This is a genomic window from Caballeronia sp. LZ001 (genome assembly GCF_031450875.1).
Lineage (GTDB): Bacteria > Pseudomonadota > Gammaproteobacteria > Burkholderiales > Burkholderiaceae > Caballeronia.
The window spans coordinates 795,613-815,160 of record NZ_JARTVX010000003.1 but is presented as its reverse complement, the minus strand read 5'-3'; the positions used below and the strand labels follow the sequence as shown (position 1 = coordinate 815,160).

18 protein-coding genes and 1 pseudogene are annotated in these 19,548 nt (G+C 61.6%); 12 read left to right on the top strand and 7 right to left on the bottom strand.

The window, feature by feature from the left end:
* Positions 1 to 436: 436 nt before the first annotated feature.
* Both P9292_RS43130 and P9292_RS43125 read left to right on the top strand, forming a co-directional pair.
* On the top strand, positions 437 to 778 hold the full coding sequence (locus P9292_RS43130; protein ID WP_409015132.1) for a helix-turn-helix domain-containing protein: 342 nt from the start codon (positions 437 to 439) through the stop codon (positions 776 to 778).
* 147 nt (positions 779 to 925) lie between these two features.
* Positions 926 to 1,231, top strand: a pseudogene (locus tag P9292_RS43125) (transposase); the annotation flags it as partial.
* Positions 1,232 to 1,395: 164 nt separating this feature from the next.
* Here P9292_RS43125 and P9292_RS08155 read toward each other — a convergent pair.
* Positions 1,396 to 2,166: a pyrroline-5-carboxylate reductase gene (locus tag P9292_RS08155; RefSeq protein ID WP_309958528.1), complete on the bottom strand. Its 771-nt coding sequence runs from the start codon at positions 2,164 to 2,166 to the stop codon at positions 1,396 to 1,398.
* Between the two features lie 313 nt (positions 2,167 to 2,479).
* On the opposite strand from P9292_RS08155, the gene P9292_RS08150 reads away from it, so the two are divergent.
* Both P9292_RS08150 and P9292_RS08145 read left to right on the top strand, forming a co-directional pair.
* On the top strand, positions 2,480 to 2,620 hold the full coding sequence (locus tag P9292_RS08150) for a hypothetical protein (RefSeq protein WP_309958527.1): 141 nt from the start codon (positions 2,480 to 2,482) through the stop codon (positions 2,618 to 2,620).
* A gap of 54 nt (positions 2,621 to 2,674) precedes the next feature.
* Positions 2,675 to 3,760 (top strand): mandelate racemase/muconate lactonizing enzyme family protein, encoded by a 1,086-nt coding sequence (locus P9292_RS08145; RefSeq protein WP_309958526.1) that lies wholly within the window; start codon positions 2,675 to 2,677, stop codon positions 3,758 to 3,760.
* 187 nt (positions 3,761 to 3,947) lie between these two features.
* Here P9292_RS08145 and P9292_RS08140 read toward each other — a convergent pair whose 3' ends face one another.
* Genes P9292_RS08140 through P9292_RS08130 form a run of 3 tightly spaced genes read right to left on the bottom strand, consistent with a single transcriptional unit; the run spans position 3,948 to position 7,782 of the window.
* Complete coding sequence (locus P9292_RS08140; RefSeq protein WP_309958525.1) at positions 3,948 to 6,260, bottom strand: xanthine dehydrogenase family protein molybdopterin-binding subunit; 2,313 nt, start codon at positions 6,258 to 6,260, stop codon at positions 3,948 to 3,950.
* A complete protein-coding gene (locus P9292_RS08135; protein ID WP_309958524.1) occupies positions 6,260 to 7,246 on the bottom strand; it encodes a xanthine dehydrogenase family protein subunit M in 987 nt (328 codons plus the stop codon). The genes P9292_RS08140 and P9292_RS08135 overlap by 1 nt, the downstream gene beginning before the upstream one ends.
* Positions 7,243 to 7,782 (bottom strand): 2Fe-2S iron-sulfur cluster-binding protein, encoded by a 540-nt coding sequence (locus P9292_RS08130; protein WP_250468302.1) that lies wholly within the window; start codon positions 7,780 to 7,782, stop codon positions 7,243 to 7,245. The genes P9292_RS08135 and P9292_RS08130 overlap by 4 nt, the downstream gene beginning before the upstream one ends.
* A 374-nt stretch (positions 7,783 to 8,156) precedes the next feature.
* Here P9292_RS08130 and P9292_RS08125 point away from each other — a divergent pair, with 374 nt between their 5' ends.
* The 8 genes from P9292_RS08125 (at position 8,157) to P9292_RS08090 (ending at position 15,678) form a co-directional block, all read left to right on the top strand.
* The gene (locus P9292_RS08125) at positions 8,157 to 8,732 is read left to right on the top strand and encodes an isochorismatase family protein (RefSeq protein ID WP_309958523.1); all 576 of its coding nucleotides are present in this window, start codon (positions 8,157 to 8,159) and stop codon (positions 8,730 to 8,732) included.
* A complete protein-coding gene (locus P9292_RS08120; RefSeq protein ID WP_309958522.1) occupies positions 8,729 to 9,691 on the top strand; it encodes a helix-turn-helix domain-containing protein in 963 nt (320 codons plus the stop codon). The genes P9292_RS08125 and P9292_RS08120 overlap by 4 nt, the downstream gene beginning before the upstream one ends.
* A gap of 138 nt (positions 9,692 to 9,829) precedes the next feature.
* Positions 9,830 to 10,996 (top strand): glycosyltransferase family 9 protein, encoded by a 1,167-nt coding sequence (locus P9292_RS08115; RefSeq protein ID WP_309958521.1) that lies wholly within the window; start codon positions 9,830 to 9,832, stop codon positions 10,994 to 10,996.
* 173 nt (positions 10,997 to 11,169) lie between these two features.
* Positions 11,170 to 11,904, top strand: a complete 735-nt coding sequence (locus tag P9292_RS08110; protein WP_250511245.1) for an IclR family transcriptional regulator — start codon at positions 11,170 to 11,172, stop codon at positions 11,902 to 11,904.
* A 38-nt stretch (positions 11,905 to 11,942) separates the two neighbouring features.
* A complete protein-coding gene (dctP, locus tag P9292_RS08105) occupies positions 11,943 to 12,956 on the top strand; it encodes a TRAP transporter substrate-binding protein DctP (RefSeq protein WP_244830389.1) in 1,014 nt (337 codons plus the stop codon).
* 9 nt (positions 12,957 to 12,965) lie between these two features.
* Entirely contained in the window at positions 12,966 to 13,514 is a 549-nt protein-coding gene (locus P9292_RS08100; RefSeq protein ID WP_244830391.1) for a TRAP transporter small permease, read from the top strand.
* A complete protein-coding gene (locus P9292_RS08095; RefSeq protein ID WP_244830392.1) occupies positions 13,511 to 14,827 on the top strand; it encodes a TRAP transporter large permease in 1,317 nt (438 codons plus the stop codon). Before P9292_RS08100 ends, P9292_RS08095 begins: the two co-directional genes overlap by 4 nt.
* A 26-nt stretch (positions 14,828 to 14,853) precedes the next feature.
* The gene (locus tag P9292_RS08090; protein ID WP_244830393.1) at positions 14,854 to 15,678 is read left to right on the top strand and encodes a TauD/TfdA family dioxygenase; all 825 of its coding nucleotides are present in this window, start codon (positions 14,854 to 14,856) and stop codon (positions 15,676 to 15,678) included.
* Between the two features lie 40 nt (positions 15,679 to 15,718).
* Here the strand turns inward: P9292_RS08090 and P9292_RS08085 are convergent, their stop codons facing one another.
* The 3 genes from P9292_RS08085 to P9292_RS08075 are packed head-to-tail and all read right to left on the bottom strand — an operon-like array spanning position 15,719 to position 19,463.
* Positions 15,719 to 16,591: an SMP-30/gluconolactonase/LRE family protein gene (locus tag P9292_RS08085; protein ID WP_309958520.1), complete on the bottom strand. Its 873-nt coding sequence runs from the start codon at positions 16,589 to 16,591 to the stop codon at positions 15,719 to 15,721.
* Complete coding sequence (locus P9292_RS08080) at positions 16,588 to 17,982, bottom strand: MFS transporter (protein WP_250468295.1); 1,395 nt, start codon at positions 17,980 to 17,982, stop codon at positions 16,588 to 16,590. The genes P9292_RS08085 and P9292_RS08080 overlap by 4 nt, the downstream gene beginning before the upstream one ends.
* A 32-nt stretch (positions 17,983 to 18,014) precedes the next feature.
* Positions 18,015 to 19,463 carry an MFS transporter gene (locus P9292_RS08075; protein WP_250468294.1) on the bottom strand — a complete coding sequence of 483 codons (1,449 nt, stop codon included), beginning with the start codon at positions 19,461 to 19,463 and terminating at the stop codon, positions 18,015 to 18,017.
* Positions 19,464 to 19,548: the final 85 nt, after the last annotated feature.

Genomic DNA, 19,548 nt, shown 5'->3' with positions numbered 1-19,548 from the left:
CGCGTATGCACTTGCATTTCGGTGCGTCGCGGGAATCGTCGAGCAATGTGCGAAGAATTTGGATTCGATGCCAAGGAATCGGCGAGCGACCAGCGACATAATTTTTGACTGTACGCAGGCAGCAGCGAAGTAAACGCGCGATGTCCCTGCACGAAAGCCCATCTGCTAGGGCGAGAAAATCCTCGATGCGGCCATGTCGTACCTGTGTGGGCACTTAGATTCCCCAGGGAGATTAAGTGGGGGCGATCCAATAACGTAGGCGCCGTTTTTTGTCTAATGAATCACCCTTCGACCACAGCTAGCAAAACTTTACATAATCCTAATTATCGATTATTTGAATGTAGGTCCCAAGTTCAAATGTCGTGTTTCTGCCAAGTAGAGATGTCGCCTTTTGGCTTAAGTTCATTGCCGGACAAGCGTGTCAGGAGCGCGGGCAATGAACACGATCGGGACCATCACCATGACGATGCGCGAGCTGGACCGACTGAGAGTTATTCAGGCAGTCGCCGAACGCCAACTCAAGCCAGGCCGTGCCGCCGAGCGGCTGCGTCTGAGCGTGCGGCAGATCGAGCGGCTCGTCTTGCGTTATCGTGCGGACGGTGCGCTCGGTCTGGTCTCGCTTAAGCGCGCACGCGCGAGCAATCATCGACTACCTGAGGGCGTGGCGCAGCGCGCGCTTGGGTTGATCCGCGAGCGCTACGCCGACTTCGGATCTACCTTGGCATGCGAGAAGTTACGGGAGTGCCACGGCATCAGACTGGCTGTCGAGACAGTGTGAACGTTGATGACGGCCGCAGGACTCTGGGTTCCCCGCAAGCAGCGCCCGCCCAGCATTCACCAGCCGCGTAATCGGCGCGCGTGCCTGGGTGAGCTGATTCAGATCGACGGCAGTGAACATCGCTGGTTTGAAGAGCGAGCGCCGCAATGCACGCTGCTGGTGTTTATCGATGACGCCACCGGACAGCTGATGACGCTGCACTTCACCGCCACCGAGTCGACGTTCAGCTATTTCGAGGCGCTGTCAAAGTACCAGCGCGCACACGGCAAACCGATGGCGTTTTACAGCGACAAGGCCAGTGTGTTCAATGTCAAGAACCGTTCGAGCACGGCGGGCAAAGGCGTGACGCAATTCGGGCGAGCCTTGTACGAGCTCAACATCGACGCATTTTGAGCAGACACGAGTCAGGCCAAGGGCCGCGTGGAGCGTGCCAATTTGACCTTGCAGGATCGGCAACGTCTGGACATCCTTCAGAAAAGAAGCGAATGAAACTAAATGCGGGTCAAGATAACCAACGTAATACGCAAAAAATCAAATCAATTGCATTTCCGAGTTGGACATTAACAGCATAATGTTGCTTAAAAATGGCATACGCCCCCGAACACCCAACGCAAGCCTCACCCCCTCCCCTGAACCCGTCGCATGATCCGATCAAGCGCCTCCGAATAACTCGCGAAAGTCCCCTTCTGCTGCAACTCCGCGTGAAGCTGCTCGTTGATGCCGCCGGGCGTGCTCGACTCCTTTATCATCTTCGAGAACGGTTGATCGCCTCGCGTCGTATCGTGTGCCAAGCCGACGTGATAACCCGACAAAAACGATCGGGCCGCCTCATACGGCAGCCCTTGGCGAACGAGCCACGCAGCCTGCTCTTCCAGTAGCGCGTAGAAACTGGCCATGGTTGCCGTGACTGCCGACAGTGCATCGAACTGATGTTCGCTGTCTACTTCGACCGCCTTACCCAACGGCCCAAAGAGCGCTCGCGCAAGTGCGCTCGGCGGACAGATGGCCGTGCTGCCCTTGCCTTCCGCGACGGCCGGCAAAGGAACCGCGCGCGCAACACTCGCGGCCGTGCGCACCATGCCGAACACTCGCTCGATCGACACGCCCGCCATGAAGCTGATGACCTGATGCCGCACATCGAACTCGAGTTCGCCAAGCACCGTCGACGCAATTTGCGGCACGACCGCGAGACACACGATGTCGCTGGTGTCGAGCACCTCCTGATTGCTGCTGCACACCGCGACGCGCGCGTCGAGACTCGCAAGTTTCGCGGCGATTTCGGCATTGCGCGGCGAAAGCGCAATGTGTTCAAAGGGAACGTCGAACCGAATCATTCCGGTCACGACGGCCCGCGTGATCGTGCCGGTGCCAATGAATCCAATGCGCATAGTGCCTCGTATGGTCTGAGATGAACGGTTCAATCGAGCCCGAGCCACGTGGCCTTGGGCTACATATACCGTATCGTGCCGCAAACTGCGTTGTCATGCCGCGAGCGAAAATAGCAGCCAAGCGCAGTGGCCAATGCCGCAACAACCAGCCGTCGCGACATTGAGTCGGTCATCTATCGATGCGCCTAACGAACGTGCGATGCTCATCGTGCAAGCGCGCGATCGCCCGCCGAACCAGGGTCCGTGGCGCGAATGGCTCCGCTTCATTTGACCAACTCGACGCCCGACGAAAACTCACGCGATCTCGCTGCCGTTGCACAAGGCGGTGCTCAATGCCATTATCGGCGGCGACGGCCTGCGCGCGAGCGCCGCCATGCTGGAACATCTCGTCGATACGGAAGCGCGCCGTCGACGTTCCGCACGGCTGCAAGGAGACAGCGGCTCAGAGGCGTAAGCACGCAGTGGTGCCGCGCAACATCTTTCGTTTGATCAATCGTGAGGACGTGTCATGGCGATCATCAGTGATGTCAGTAGCGACTATTTCCGCATTCCCCTGCCCGTGCCGTTGTCCGACAGCACGCACGGCCTCATTCCCAATTTCGAGCTGGTCACGGTAACCGTTCGCGATGCCGATGGCGCCCAAGGCGTCGGCTACACCTACACCGTCGGGCGCAACGGCCGTTCGGTTCAGGCGGCGGCAAACGAGATCGCCGAACTGGCCCGGCTTCAGGATGCGGACTTGGCCGAAGCGCTCTGGAAATCGACCTGGTGGGCCATGCATTACGGTGGGCGCGGCGGCCCGACTGTCCTCGCGCTATCCGCTTTCGACATGGCGATCTGGGACCTGAAGTCGAAGCGCGCGAACCTGCCGCTCTGGCGCATGCTCGGCGGCTACGATCCCAAGGTGCCGGTCTATGCGGGTGGTGTCGATCTGGACTTTCCACTCGATCAGTTGTTGCGCCAGGCGGAAGGTTTCATCGACCAAGGCTTTCGCGCCATCAAGATGAAAGTGGGACGCAAGAATCTGGCGGAGGACGTGGCGCGCGTCGCGGTCATGCGCGAGATGCTCGGCGACAGCTTCCCGCTGATGGTCGACGCCAACATGAAATGGTCCGTCGATGAAGCCATCCGCGCCGCGCGCGCACTTGCACCGTTCAACCCCGGCTGGCTCGAAGAGCCGACCATTCCCGACGATATCGCGGGTCACGCGAGGATCGTCAGCGAAGGCGGCTTGCCGGTCGCGACAGGGGAAAACATGCGCACGATCTGGGAGTTCCAGCAGATGATCACCATCGGTCGTGTGACGTACCCGGAGCCCGATGTCACGAATTGCGGGGGCATCACGCCGTTCATGAAGATCGCCCATCTTGCGGAAGCGCACAACCTTCCCGTCACCAGCCACGGCGCCCATGACGTGACCGTGCATTTGCTCGCGGCGGTTCCGAATCGCTCTTATCTCGAAGCGCACGGTTTCGGGCTGGAGAAGTATCTGGCCGAACCGCTTCGTATCGAAGACGGTTTTGCTATCGCTCCGGAAAGGCCGGGGCATGGAATCGAGTTCGACTGGAATAAGCTGAAGGCGCTGAAGGCTTGAGCTGGCTGTCGCCTGCTCAAGCGAGCGTCGCGCATGTCTTCGCCAAACGATCGCGTAGCCCGCGACGCCCCGGCGAGCGATGCGTGCGCGACGTTCACTTCTTTTTCGGCAACCGGCCACGTCTTTCGAAGCTGATTACCTTGAAGGTCACCGGAACACGTACACAGTCCGCGCCCGCGCCGAAACCTCACATCACCTTATCCAACGTGATTGGCAGATCCCGAACCCGCTTGCCCGTGGCATTGAAAACCGCATTCGCCACGGCCGCACCCACGCCCGTGATACCGATCTCGCCGACGCCACGCGCGCCCATCGGCGTGTGCGGATCGGCTTCATCGTTCCAGATGACATCGATTCTCGGGACATCGAGATGAACTGGGACATGGTAATCGGCAAGCGATGGATTGATCACGCGGCCGCTTCTCTCGTCGAATTGAGTCTCTTCCATGAGCGCAAGGCCGAGTCCCATGATGATGCCGCCGCGAAACTGGCTCGCAGCCGTCTTGGCATTGATGATGCGGCCGCAATCGAACGAACCGAGAAAACGGCTCACGCGAATCTCGCCGGTGACGACGTTCACACGCACCTCGCAGAAGAGCGCGCTATGGCTGTGCATCGACCAGTGCTGCAATTCAAAAGGCATCGGGGCTTCGGCCTCCACGGTCACTTCATCGCGCTGACCGCGAGCGAGTATGGCGCCGTAGCGTTCGTGCCGGGTTTCGTCGTCGAGCGCGCAAAGGCCGCCGTCGTGGCCGCCAACGTCGTCGGGCAAAAGACCGGACAGCGGCGAACTGTTGCCCGCAAGACGGAGCAGTTCCTTCACGAGCTTGTGATGCGCCGCGATCACCGCAGCGCCAATGGCCGCCGTCTGCTGCGAACCGCCCGCGAGCACCGCGCCGGGCAAGTGTGAATCGGCGTACTTGAACTCGATGTCCTCCATGGCGAGTCCAAGGCGTTCGGCCACGATTTGCGTCTGCGCGGTCGATGTTCCCATGCCCATTTCGTGCGCGGCGATGCTTACCGTCGCACGCCCCGCGCTATTGAGCGTGATGCGCGCCGCACCGCCGGGCATCCGATAGTACGGATACGTTCCCGTTGCGCAGCCCACGCCAACGAGCCAGTCGCCGTCGCGGCGTGCGCCCGGCTCGCCGCGCTCGGCCCAACCGAATCGTTCACGGCCGGTCTTCCATGCCTCGACGATTCCGCGCTGGGAAAATGGCAGTCCCGTCGTCGGATCTTTCTCCGGCTCGTTCTTGAGTCGCAACTCGATAGGGTCCATGCCCATGGCGTGCGCGAGTTCGTCGATGCCGCATTCGAGCCCGAAGGTGCCGACCGCCTCGCCGGGCGCGCGCATGAACGTATTGGCCGTCATGTTCATCTTGACGGTCTCGACATCGAGCAGAAAACTGCGCGACGCATATGCGCTCTTTGCCGGCAAGATGAACGGCTCGGGCATGTTGTTATGCGGCGTCATGGCGACCGTGCCGGTATGAATCAACGCGTCCAGGGTTCCATCAGCCTGGGCACCGAGCGCCACGCGTTGCTCGGTGAGCGTGCGTCCACCGACGATGCGATATACGCCCTCGCGCGTCAACATGATCCGCACCGGACGTTTCACGAGTTTCGATGCAGCCGCGGCCAAAACCTGGTGTTGCCAGATGGTTTTGGAACCGAATCCGCCGCCGACATACGGTGACGTGACATGCACGTCCTTCTCGTCAATGCCGAACACCTGCGCAATGGTCCACGCTTCGTGCGCGACCGCCTGCACGGTATCGTGGATACGCAGCGTCTCGTCCTTCCAATAGAGCGTCGCCGCATGCAACTCGATTGGATTGTGATTGTGACGCGGCGTCGTGTAGCGCACGTCGATCTTGTGCGGCGCGGCGGCGAGCATTGCCTCGGCATCCTTGATCTCGAGCTTGAGCGGCTCGCCCTGAAACACGCCCGGCTCCAAGCCGTGCGCCTTCGCTGCCGCCAAGGACGTCACCGCATCGCCTGAGGTCTCGTACGTCACCTGTATCAGCGACTGCGCGTGGTCCGCCTGCTCTTGCGTTTCGGCCAGCACGAGCGCAACCGGTTGACCGTTCCAGTGAACCTGATCGTCCTGCATGATCGGCACATCGTCGCCACCCGCGGCCTTGGGCTTCGTCATGAACGCGGGCATCGGCTTCAGACGCGGCGCGTTCTTGTACGTCATCACGAGCACGACGCCCGGCGCGGCGTCCGCCGCCGACGTATCGATCTGCACGATGCGGCCGCGCGCTATCGATGCGTACTTGAGTGCCGCGTACGTCATGCCATCGACTGGAAACTCGGCCGAGAAGGTCGCCTGACCGGACACCTTCAACGGTCCGTCGATACGGCTAACCGGTGCGCCGATCAGCCCGTGCTTGTGAAGGATCAAAGGGTCCGGCTTGCCGCCGGGAATGAAGCTATCGGGTGCGAGGGCGATGGCTTTTTTCATGACCGCCTGCGCGGCGTCCTTGAGGATAGGCATTAGCGGATCTCCTTGCGAGCGGTCAGTTTGACCAGTGTGTCGGCAATCACGCGCTGACCCAGTTCGATCTTGAAGGCGTTGTCGCGAAGACCTCGAGCGGACGCAAATTCCGCCGCTGCGGCAGCGCGATACGCGGCTTCGGTCGCGGGTCCATCCTTGAGCGCCGCTTCGAGCGCGAAGGCGCGCCACGGCTTGTGCGCGACACCGCCCAGGGCGACTTTCACCTCCTTGACCATGCCGCCCTGCACGTCAAGAACCGCCGCCACGGAAACGAGCGCGAAGGCATAGGAAGATCGATCACGGACTTTGCGATAGGCGGATCGGCCCGCCGATTCAGGCGGCAACGTAAGGGCCGTAATCAGTTCGCCTGCTTCGAGCACCGTTTCGATGTTCGGTGTGTCGCCGGGCAGGACGTGAAGATCGACCAGGGGAATACGACGCGCACCATTGAGGCCTTCGACTTCCACGTTCGCGCCGAGTGCGGCGAGCGCCACCGCCATGTCCGAGGGATGCGTGGCCACGCACGCGGAGGACGCGCCGAAGATGGCGTGCATGCGGTTGAATCCGTCCATTGCATCGCAGCCCGAACCCGGCTCGCGTTTGTTGCAGCGGGCGGCATCATCGTAAAAGTAGCCGCAGCGGGTGCGTTGCAGGAGATTGCCGCCGACCGTTGCCATGTTGCGAATCTGCGCGGAAGCGCCTGCAAGGATGGCTTCGGACAATAGCGGGTAGCGTTCGCGCACGCGCCGGTCAGCGGCCACGGCGGTGTTCTTTACGCCGGCGCCGATTCTCAGGCCGCCGTCATCCGTGTCGTCGATGGCGCATGAGAGGCCCGTGATATCGATCAGCATCGTCGGATGCTCGATCGTCTCTCGCATCAGATCGACGAGATTGGTGCCGCCGCCTAGGTACTTTGCATCCGAACGGGCACCGGACGTCAACGCCGCCTGCTGATCCAGGGCGCGTTCATAGGTGAAGGGATTCATTGTTCGACCCCTTGCTCGACGGACTCTTTCTGCGTCTGAACCTTTCCGAACGTGATCTGAATGGCGTCGACGATACCGTTATACGCACCGCAGCGGCACAGGTTTCCGCTCATCCGTTCGCGCAGTTCCGCATCGGTCAGTGAGAAGCCTTCCGCACTCACGTCCTCGCTGACATAGCTCGGCACGCCGCCTCTCAACTCCTTTTCCATTCCGATAGCCGAACAGATTTGACCGGGCGTACAGTAGCCGCACTGAAAACCGTCATGCTCGACGAAGGCTTCCTGAAGTGGATGAAGCGCCCCCGGTGCGCCGAGTCCCTCGACGCTGGTGATCTCGCGGTCCTGATATTGAACGGCCAACGCGAGGCAACTGTTGATGCGCGTGCCATCGACCAGCACCGTGCAAGCGCCACATGCACCTTGATTACAGCCTTTCTTAGCGCCAAAAAGATGGAGATGTTCACGCAGCAGATCGAGCAGCGACGTTCTTGGATCGAAGTCCAGGTCGACTGCCTTGCCGTTGATAACGAAATGCATGATTGCTCCCGTTGAATTAGAGCTCGCGCCAAGAGGCGGTGTACTGGCTGTTGAAACGAAATGAGATGCGCCCGGCGACCCACGTCAGGTTTGCCTGGACCATTAGGCAAGCGCTGGTTCTTCGTCGATTGGAACTGTTTGATCAGACGCGTCTTTCGGCAAGACCTCGACTGTTGAAATTCCGAACGACGCTTGAGACGCCTTATAGCAATTCGTGGACCTCATCTGTCGCAGCGGTGCTTAGGCCCTAGGAAACAACCAGTCGCCTTCGCCAGACGCTTGGCGGATTTTGTCCTCATCCTGACCGCAAGCATTCTCGATTCCCGCAAAAAGCCCGCTTATGATGGGACTTTCCCAATCAAGGAGCGTCAAAAATGTCCGCCACCCTCCCCCGCTCGGCGCTGATCATCATCGACGTACAGGAATCGTTTCGTCAGACCGCCGACTGGTCGGATGCCGATCTGCCTGCCTTCAAGAGCGCCATCCTGCGTCTGGACCGTGGCGCGCGCGAAGTCGGCGTTCCAGTCGTCCACATCTTTCACATCGGCAAGGCTGGTCCGTTCACCAGGGAATCCGGCTTTGTCGTGCCGCAGGATTGGTTGCCGGGCGCGCCCTCCGTGGTCTTCGAAAAACACACGCACAACGCGTTCACCGACACCGGCCTCGATCTCTGGTTGCGTCGCCGGCAGATCGATCATCTCGTCATCACCGGCATCCGCACCGAGCAATGCTGCGAGACCACGACGCGCGTAGCCTCCGACATCGGCTATACGGTCGACTATGTGACCGATGCCACGCTCACCTTCCCGATGACTCACGCGACGAGCGGACGCGTCTATTCGCCGGCGGAAATCAAGGCGCACACGGAACTGGTCTTGCAGAATCGTTTTGCACGCATCGCCAGTGTCGACGATGCGCTCGCCAATTGGCAAACGCCACGCGCGGCATGAAGCCCGCGACATCCGTATGGTTCGTGCTGACGCCCTCCGTGCTGATGCTCGACTATGCGGGCCCCGCCGAGGCATTTCGCATGGCGGCCGAATCCGGCGCTTCGTTCGACTTGCATCACTGCGGCCCGCTGCCTCGCGTCGCGACCTCCATCGGCACGTTTGTCGATGGCCTCGAACCGCTGCCCGACAAGCTGCCGCCGAATAGCCTCGTCATGGTCGTCGGCGCCACGGAATCGCCCGAGCCCGGCACGAGCGCGCCCTTCGATGCGGTCACGCATTGGCTGCGAATCGCGCCACGCGACGACACGCGCATCGCCAGCATTTGTTCCGGCGCCGTGCTGCTCGCGCGCGCGGGCTTGCTCGCCGGGCGCCGCTGCACCACGCACTTTGCGTTAATCGAGCTGCTCAAGCGCGAGGAACCCACGGCGCGCGTGCAGGACGACTGCCTGTTCGTCGATGACACCGACGTGTTGACGAGCGCCGGCATCACGGCGGGCATCGACCTGGCGCTTCATGTGATCGAGCAGATCGAGGGGGCGGAACTGGCTGCGTCAGTGGCGCGACGTCAGGTGATGTACCAGCGCCGCGCGGGAGACGAATCGCAACTCTCGCCGTGGCTTGCGCATCGCAATCACATGCATCCGGCGGTACACAGGGCACAGGACGTCATCGCGCGGGACCCCGCGCGCGCCTGGAGCGTGGCCGAGCTTGCGCAGGCCGCGCACGTGAGCCCGCGGCATTTGAGCCGGTTGTTCGCGGAGCATGCGGGCGTCACCGTGCTGGCGTATCAGCAAAGTCTTCGCGTGGCTCGCGCGCAAAGATTGCTGACGAGCCCGGAGCTGTCGATAGAACGCGTGGCCGAGCAATCGGGGTTCGCGTCGGTACGCGACTTTCGCCGTGTCTGGAGGCGATATCACGATACGGCACCGCGCGAGTATCGGAGTGCAAGCGCAGTCTGAGCAGCACGTCGAACTATCGCTTACTGCGCGACGGACCGCTTTCTGTAATCACGCCCACAGATCGCAACGGCTCCGCGATGCACAATCGATCCGGAAAACGCGGCGCCATTCGGCGCCCACCGCGTGCACGGAGGAGCAATGGGTTGGAAGAGTCTGCTGACGGAATTGCCGGTCTGGACGATTGGACGCTTGAACCCGGCACGGCATGATCCGCATCGCGACGTGCCGCGCGAAATCCTCGTGCTGCGCCCGAACGATTTCGGTGAATTGCTGACCACCACGCCGATCTTCGAGGCGCTCAAGAAGCGTTTTCCGACGACGCGCCTTGTCGCGGGCATCGGCGGTTGGGGGCGGCCGATTTTGGAAAACAATCCGTTCATCGACGAGATCGTCGAGATCGATGCGCCTTGGAACAACAAGCTCGTCCAGGACCGTTCACCGCGTAACGTTCTGCGCTTTCTACTGTCGTCGCCGCAAGTCGCCGCGCTGCGCAGGCGTGGCGGCTTCGATGTCGGCATCGACGTGCTCGGCAGCTACATGGGCGCGCTTTTGATGATGCGCTTAGGCGTGCGCTACCGCATCGGCGTGCGCGGCTACCGCGGCGGTCACAGCGGATGCCAGGAATTTATCGACTTCGCGCGTCGCCAAAGTGGACGCGCCGCGCTTACGCAGGCCGAACTGCTGGGCGCGACCGATCTGCCCGAAGCGCGGCCGCAACTCTTTCTCACCGCGGATGAGCGCGCGCAGGCCGCGAACGTCTGGCACGCCGCCGAGTCTGGCAATCGCCCGGTGCGCGTGCTGGTCGGCATCGGGGCAGGCGTGCCGACCAAGGTCTGGGACCCAAAACAGGTCGGCGCGGCGCTCGCGCGGGTTGCGTCGGCGCTCAACCGAACCGACGACGCCTGCGACATCCTGATCGTGGGCAGCGCCGCCGACAAGGCGCGCGCCGCCGAAGCGATCGCCGCCGCCGGTCCGGGCGTGCCGGTTCGTTCGGTGGCGGGAACGTTGTCGATGCGAACGGTTTTCGCGCTTGCCGAATCGGCGGATGTCGTGCTGACGAACTCTTCCATGCTCATGCACGTGGCGGCCGCGTTTCGTCGGCCGACGGTCGCGGTGATCGGCGGCAGCATCACGAGGCCGAACGTTCACGACGCGATCTGGGGCTATCCGGAGCATTATCGGAGTGTCTCGCCGGATAGCTATGTCGATCATGCACCGGATAAAAACTGGCCTTCTGTCGACCGGGTCGTCGAGGCAGTACTGGACTCCGTGCGCGAGCGGCGCCCTGCTGCAACGCAGAGCTGAACTTCGCCAGCGATAACGCCGCGCCGCCTACAGACGGCGGCGCGTGAGAATCTCGACGTTGCCTCGGCACCTCATTTCAAAGGGTAAATCCCGATCCAATCAGCGACCGGAAGGACGCTCGCATCTTTTATACTCGGTTTCGATTTGGCGAAACTGTTTTCGAACATACGAAATTGAAGCCGACTGACCGTGCTCTAAGCATCTTCGAGGCATTCGAAGCCGCATGCCGCCCGATGACGCTGTCGGAACTCGCATCGGCGTCGGGCATGCCGGTGAGCACCAGTCACGGCATCGTGAAAGTGCTGACCGAGCGCGGCTATCTCTACGTCACCGGGCGTCGCAAAGACTTGTTTCCAACGCGGCGGCTGCTCGACATGGCGCTCGAGATCGCCTCGCACGACCCGTTTCTCGAACGCATCGAGCCGTCGTTGCTGGCGTTGCGCGAGGCCACGCAAGAGACCGTGATCATTGGCAAACGTCAGGGCGATCACATCGTCTATCTCGCCGTGTACGAAGGTCCGCAGACCATTCGATACAGCGCGCCGGCCGGTGCGCTCAAACCGCTCTACTCGACGTCGATCGGCAAGGCGATGCTCGGTCAACTCGACGATGCAACGCTTTCCGAGTGGCTCGCGCACACGACGCTCGCGCCGGTCACCGCGCACACTTTGACCGCTGCAAACGCGTTGATGGCCGACCTCGTGGAATCGAAGCAACGCGGCTTTTTTCTCACGCGCGGCGAAAGCGTGAGCGATGTCTTTGCACTTGCCATGCCCGTGCATGTGAACCGGGAAGTGCTCGGCATTGCGGTCGCGGGGCCACGGTATCGGATGGAAGGCGCGCTCGACGGCATCGCGGCGCGCATACGCGCGGCTATCGTCGAGATTCAGGAAGAACAGACGCGCTGAAACGAAGGTTCGATAAATAGAAAATCAGGAGACGGAAGATGCAGGCAAAGCGCTGGACCCGCATGTTCACCGCCATGTTCGCGCTCGCCGCGATATCGACAGCGGCACACGCCGACGACGTCGTGACGCTCAAGATGGCACACCAATGGCCCGACGACCCGAACGATTATGTGGTGCAGACCGGCAAGAAGTTCGCGCAGCAGGTCGAGCAGAAGTCGGGCGGCAAGATACACATCAACATCTTTCCGGCCGAGTCGCTCGTCAAGTCGCTGAACACCCACACGGCCTTGAAGAACGGCAGCGCCGATCTCGCAATCTATCCGTACATCTATTCGGCGGGCGCGATCCCGCAGATGAACCTCATCCTCCTGCCGGGCCTCTGGAAAACGCCCGAGGACGTCTTCAAATTCCGCACCTCCGCGCCCTGGAAAGAACTCGAAGCGAAGATAGAAGCATATGGCTTCAAGACGCTCTGCTGGATTCAAATCTCGGGCGGCATGGCATCCAAGTCCAAGCCCATCAACGTGCCCGCGGATCTGCCGCAGCAGAAGGTGCGCGGCGCCGGAAAGATGATGGAGGCGGCCTTGCAGAGCGCCGGCGCGAGTACCGTGTCGATGGCGTCGTCGGAAACCTATAGCGCGATGCAACTCGGCTTGCTCGATGGCTTGTGGACGTCGTCCGGCACCTTCGGTTCGTATCGGCTCTACGAAGTGGCGAAGTACTACAACTCGCCCGAGGACTACAGCATCTACTACACGATCGAGCCGATCGCGATCAGCATGAAGACGTGGAACAAGCTCACGCCCGAGCAGCAAAAGATCATGACGGACGTGGGTCGAAGCCTCGAGCAGAGCGCGTTCGAAGGGGCGAAAGCGGACGATCGCCGCGTCGCGCAACTTTTTGCGAGCCATAACGCGAAGATCCACAAGATGACGCTCGATGAGTGGAACCAGTGGCAGACCTTGTTCCAGAAAGTCAGCTTCGCTAAGTTCCGCGCCGAAGTGCCCGACGGCGGACGTCTGCTCGATCAGAGCACGGCGTTCTACAAATAAGAGGCCGCGATGCGCCACGCATTGGACCGCTTCTCGCGCGGGCTCGACGCCTTTTGCCGGGGCGTCGCGTTGTCCGTCGGCGCGGCGGTCATCGCGACCGTGCTCGTCATTTCGTATGGCGTGCTCGCGCGCGAAGCGCTGCATCTTTCCGATGTCTGGGTCACGGAGGTCACGACTTACCTCATGGCCTACATGACCTTCGTGGGCACCGCGGCGCTGGCGTGGCAAGGCCGGCATCTCAAGGTCGACGTTCTCAGCGCACATCTCGGCGAACGTGGCAAGCGCGCGCTCGCGTTCATATCGACGGCCATCGTCACGGCGGTCGCGTTCGCGCTCGCATGCCTCGCATTCGACTTCTGGTGGGAGGCGTACACGAGCGGTGAACGTTCGTGGGGCATGTTCTCGCTCTCGCTGTGGATTCCTTATTCGGGCTTCTTCGCGGGCATGCTGCTTTTGTGCATCGCGCAGATCGTACGCTTGCTGACCATCGTATTCGCACGCGAACCGGCAGGCCGTGAAGTCGCCATCGACGACATGCTGCTCGGGAGAGAAGAATGAATCAGCTCGTCATCGGTGCGGGGATGTTCGGCGGCTTGCTCGCGGTGTTGTCGATGGGCGTGCCCATTGCGTTCGCGTTGCTGTTCGTCGCCCTCGCCTCGCTGTTCGTCACGGGCGGCGGATGGGATGCACTGAGTCTCGTACCGAGCACGTACTGGGGATCGGTTGCCACCTTCACGCTGACTTCCGTGCCGATGTTCATGTTCATGGGCGCGATCGTCTCCGCGTCGGGCATGGGCGCGCGTCTTTATGCGGCGCTGGCGACGATCCTCGACGGCGTGCCCGGCGGCCTCGCCGTCGCGACGACGCTTGCATGCGGCGTGATGGCGGCCGTATCCGGTTCGAGCGTGGCGACGGCGGCGGCCATCGGCGGCTTCGCTGTGTCGGAGATGCGCCGGCACCGCGTTCCCGAAGCGCGTGCATGCGGCGCGGTCGCGGCCGGCGGCACACTCGGCATTCTGTTACCGCCGAGCATACCGTTGATCGTGTATAGCGTGATCGCGGAGCAAAGTATCGGCAAACTGTTCGTCGCGACACTCATCCCCGGCGCGATCATGGCTTCTGCTTTCGGCATCTATCAGATACTGCTCGCCATGCGCGATCGTGCGCGCGGCAGCGAGAGCGAAAGGCGCACGCGGCCGCTCGCGAGCATGCGCGAACGTGTCGTCGCATTGAAAGACGTCGGCCCGTTCGCTCTGTTGATTCTCATCATTCTCGGCTCGCTGTATCGCGGGCTTGCAACGCCTCAGGAAGCGGCGTCGCTCGGTATCGTCGCAAGTCTGGTGCTTGCGGGCGTCGTGTACCGGGAGCTTTCGTGGAGCAAATTCCGGCAGATCCTGATCAGCGCGGCCCAAAGCAGCGTGATGATCCTCGCGGTGATTTCATCGGCCATCGTGTTTGGCTATGTGATGACGACGAGCCAGGTTGCGGCGTCGCTCACGCAAACCGTCGCGGGCGCGCACGTCGAACCGTGGGTGCTGTTCGTGAGCATCAACGTGTTGCTGATCTTTCTCGGCTGCTTCATGGAGACGATCGCGATCATCGTCGTGACCATGCCCGTGCTCGTGCCGGTCGTGGAGGCGTATCACTGGAATCTGATCTGGTTCGGCGTGGTCGTCGTCATCAACATGGAGATGGCGCTCATCCATCCGCCGGTGGGACTCAACCTCTTTGTCGTGCAGAGCGTCGCGCCCGATGTCCCGTTGCGACGGATCGTGCTCGGCACGTTGCCTTATGTGTTCATCATGATGGGCGTTCTTGCGCTCATCGGTATTTTTCCTTCGCTTTCGACAATGCTGCTCGGCGCGAACTGACACACGCCCGGCTACGAGGAGTTCGCATGGACATTCGCAAAGTGGCGGGCGCGCTGGGCGCCGAAATCTCCGGCATCGATCTGTCGCGGGGCGTGACACGCGAACAAGCGAGCGTTTTGCGCGCGGCGCTCAACGAGCATCTCGTCATCTTTCTGCGTGACCAGAACCTCGCTCCCCGGCAGTTCCTGGATTTTGCGGAGGCGATGGGCGAGCCTATCGAATATCCCTTTGTGAAGAGCCTCGAAGGTTTTCCGACCATCATCGAAGTCAAGAAACTGGAAACGGAGCGCGTGAATTTCGGCGGCATCTGGCATTCGGACACGACTTATCTCGACGTGCCGCCCATGGGCTCGATGCTGCTCTCGCGCGAGATTCCGCCCTATGGCGGCGACACCCTGTTCGCGAACCAGCAGCTTGCGTACGACGCGTTGTCCGACACCATGAAGCGGCTCCTCGAAGGACTGAAGGGCATCAGTTCATCGGCCAAGGCGGATGTGTCGCGTACCCGGGAGGATCGCATTCGAACGGACGGCGCGGGCAAGAAGCCGGACGATTTCGTGGCGAAGCATCCCGTCGTGCGCACGCATCCGGAAACGGGACGCAAGGGGCTTTACGTGAACATTGCGCATACGGTCGGCATCGACGGCATGACCACCGACGAAAGCGCGCCGCTGCTCGACTTCCTGTTTCGACATCAGGTGAAACCGGAGTTCACGTGCCGGTTCGTCTGGTCGAACAACGCGATTGCGTTCTGGGACAATCGCGCGGCTCAGCATAATCCGGTGAACGATTATCACGGGTTTCGGCGGGTGATGCAGCGGATCACGCTCAAGGGGGACGTGCCGCGATGAGGGGGGCGACGTGGGATTGGCTCGAGTTTGTAAGGCGCGCTCAGCCAACGTATGCCGCTTCAGCGCATCCTTCAATATCGGTGCGCAAACAAAACAACGCCCCTGCAAGCGGTTGCGTCTCGAGCGCTTCCACGGACAACTTACGCGTACCGCTCGTCACAAAAAGCGTACGCATATCCGGCCCGCCGAACGTGCAGCTTGCTGGCTGCGTGACCGGCATCGGCACGACGCGGTCGATGCGTCCATCGGGCGCGTATCGCTTGACGACACCGCCGCCATATTGCGCGCTCCACAGGTAGCCATGACGATCGACGGTTGCGCCATCGGGAATTCCCGTGTCGCGGTCGAGCCGCGCAAATAGACGTCGCTCGCCCGGCATGCCCGTCGAAACATCGAATGGAAACGCCCAGATCACGGGCTCGATGCCGTCCGCAAAGTACATCGTCCCGCCGTCCGGCGAGAAGCACAGGCTGTTGGGCACGGCTACGCGTTCGATCACGCGCGTATAACGCCCCGCTTCGAAGCGATACAGCGCGCCCACCGGCGTGCGTCCAATGTCATCCATCGAGCCGACCCAGAATCGTCCCTGTCTATCGCACTTGCCATCGTTGAAGCGCATTTGTGGCTGGCTTGCGTGCGGCGCGTCGAAACGTTCAATGGCGCCGCTCGCCGGATCGAAGAACGCGATGGCCGAGCGTAGCGCCACGATCAATCCGCGCCGCGACGCGCATGGCGCGATCGAGCCTACGAGTTCGGGCATGGTCCAGGTTTGCGTGTGGTCGTCGCCCCATTTGCGGCGGCGGATCAGATGGCTGCGGATGTCGACCCAATACAGCGCCTGTTCTTCGACCGACCAGTACGCAGACTCCCCGAGTACATCGCGCGTATTGCCGACACGTTCCAGCTCGCTCAATGGGCGATCTCCTCCAGCGCGCGGCCGGTGACACGCGGACCGAGCCACGCCACCGTCGTGGCGATGATCGCCATTGCACCGCCGATGAACGCAAACACGCCAGCCTGCCCGAATTCACGCAGAAAAAAGGCGATGAAGAAGCCTGCGAATATCGAACTCAACCGGCTCCACGAGAACACGAAGCCGACCGCGCGAGCGCGCATCCAGGTTGGAAACAGTTCCGACTGGTAGGCATGCACGATGGTGGACATCCAGTTGACGACAAGCGTCTGCAGGCATCCAACCATAATGAGCCAGCCCGGCGCGTTCAGCATGGCGAAGATCGTGCCGATGATCGCCACGGATATCACACTGCACACGAGCTGCCATTTGCGCTCGAAGCGGTCTATCACGAGCATGACGAGAAGCGGCGCGACCGGATAGGTCAACACGATGAGAAACGTGTATTCGAGACTTCGCGTGACAAGAATGCCCTTCGCTATCAGAAGCGTTGGAATCCAACTCACGAAGCCGTAATAGCCGATGGTCTGGCAGAAGTTCACGATCATCAACATGATGGTGCGCGTGCGGTAAACCGGCCCGAACATTTCGGCGATACGCCCTTCCGGATGTACCGTGCCAACGGCCTTTTCAGGTTCGGGCAACGCTTGGCCGTACTCCTTTTGCACCTTCGCTTCGATAACCGAAAGCACGCGGTCGGCCTCGGCGAGCCGCCCATGTTGCGCGAGCCAGCGCGGCGACTCGGGCAAGCGGCGCCGCAAGAACAGCACGAGCACCGCGCCGAACGAGCCGAAAAGAATCACCCAGCGCCAGCCATCGAAGCCGAACGGTCTCGTCGGCACGAACATCCACGCTAGAAAGGCCACGAGCGGCGCGCTGATTTGCGCCAGCCCGTAGAACAACGCGAATGCTTTGCCGCGCGCACCGCGGGGCGCGAGTTCGGAAATGTAGGTGTCGATCGTGATCATCTCGACGCCGATGCCTATACCGCCTATCAGCCGCCATATCTCGAGACCGTGCACCGAGCCCTGAAACGCCAAAATGAACGTCGTGACGCTATACCAGATCATCGAGCCGAGAAAGACCACCCGCCGCCCGAAGCGATCGGCGATATAGCTGAAACAGATCGTACCGATGAACAGCCCGAGGAACAGCGACCCGAGAAAGGCTGCAAGACCGTTGAGATCGAAGAACGATGCAGTGGTCGAAGTCAGCAGCTTGCTCTGGAACAAACCCGGCGCGATATAACCTGTGAAATAGATATCGTATTGTTCGAAGAGACCGCCCGCTGCGATCAGCATCAAGAGCGTCCACATGTGCCGGGTCATCGGCAGCCGGTCGAGCCTGCCGTTGATGGTGCCGGATACGACCTTCGGGTCTACGGAATCCATTGGCTGCTCCGCAAGGGCGTCGATGCGCGTACTCACCGCGCGATGTCGTCGAGCGCCAGCCCCGTGGTGCGCGGCCCGAAGAGCGCCACCGCCACGACGACGATCGCCATCGCGGCGAAGATGAAGGCGAATACGCCCGGCACGCCGAACTCGCGCAAAAAGAACGCGATGAAAAAGCCCACGAAGATCGACGACAGCCGGCTCCACGAATACACGAAGCCCACCGCGCCCGCTCGCATGCGCGTCGGGAACAACTCGGCCTGGTAGGTATGCACGATAGTCGACAGCCAATTGACGACGAGCGTCTGCACGATTCCCACCGCGATGAGCCAGCCCGGCGCCTTGAGCATCGAAAAGATCACGCCGATCACGGCCACCGAGATCGCACTGCACACGAGCTGCCATTTGCGCTCGAAGCGGTCAGCCACCAGCATGACGATGAATGGTGCGATTGGATAAAGCAGCACGATCAGGAAAGTGTATTCGAGGCTGCGCGTCACCATGATGCCCTTGGCGATGAGCAGCGTCGGAATCCAGCTGACGAAGCCGTAGTAACCAATCGTCTGAAAGAAGTTCACGACCACGAGCATCAGCGTGCGGCTGCGATAGCGCGGGCTGAATGCCTCGCGCAACGTGCCTTCCTGCTCCTCGGCTTCGGGCGCGTCGGCCGGTGGCGGCAGGTCCTTGCCGTAGTCACGGCGAACGCGGGTTTCGATCATCTGCATGACGCGTTCAGCCTCGTCGAGGCGACCTTTCTGCACGAGCCAGCGCGGCGATTCCGGCAGACGCAATTGCAGATACCACACGAGCAGCGCGCCCACCGATCCGAGCGCGATCACCCAGCGCCAGCCCTCGAAACCCAGCGGGGAAATCGGCACCAGCACCCACGCAAGGAACGCGATCAGCGGCGCGCAAATCTGCGCCACGCCATATACAAGCCCGAACGCCATGCCGCGTGCGTGTCGCGGCGTCAATTCGGAGACGTAGGAATCGATCGTCACGTACTGCACGCCGACGCCGATGCCGCAAATCACACGCCACACGTTCAGTCCTAGCGCCGTATCCTGAAACGCGATGAAGACCGTCGCAATGCAATACCACAGCATGGATGCGGCGAAGACGCGGCGCCGGCCGAATCGGTCAGCGAGACTGCCGAAGCAGATCGTGCCAATGAAAAGCCCGATGAACAGCGACGCCAGAAAGCCGGCGAGACCGTTCATCGCGAAGAAAGTGGGCGTGGTCGCCGTGAGGATGCCCGAGCGGAACAAGCCCGGCGCGATATAGCCCGCGAAGTACACATCGTAGAGTTCGAAGAAGCCGCCGAGTGCGACGAGGGTGAGGAGCTTCCACAGCGTGGCGGTCATTGGCAACCGGTCGAAGCGTGCGGTCACGCCGCCTGCCGTGATGACGCGCGCCGGATAATCCGCGCTGTCGAGCGACCCGGCGACATCGGCGCCGATGGCCCTGTTCGGGGTGTTCATCCTCTTCTCCTCCTGTGCAGCCGGCTGAATGCCTAAAGCGCATCGTACCGGTCGTGAATATCGGGGATACTAACTATTCGATGAG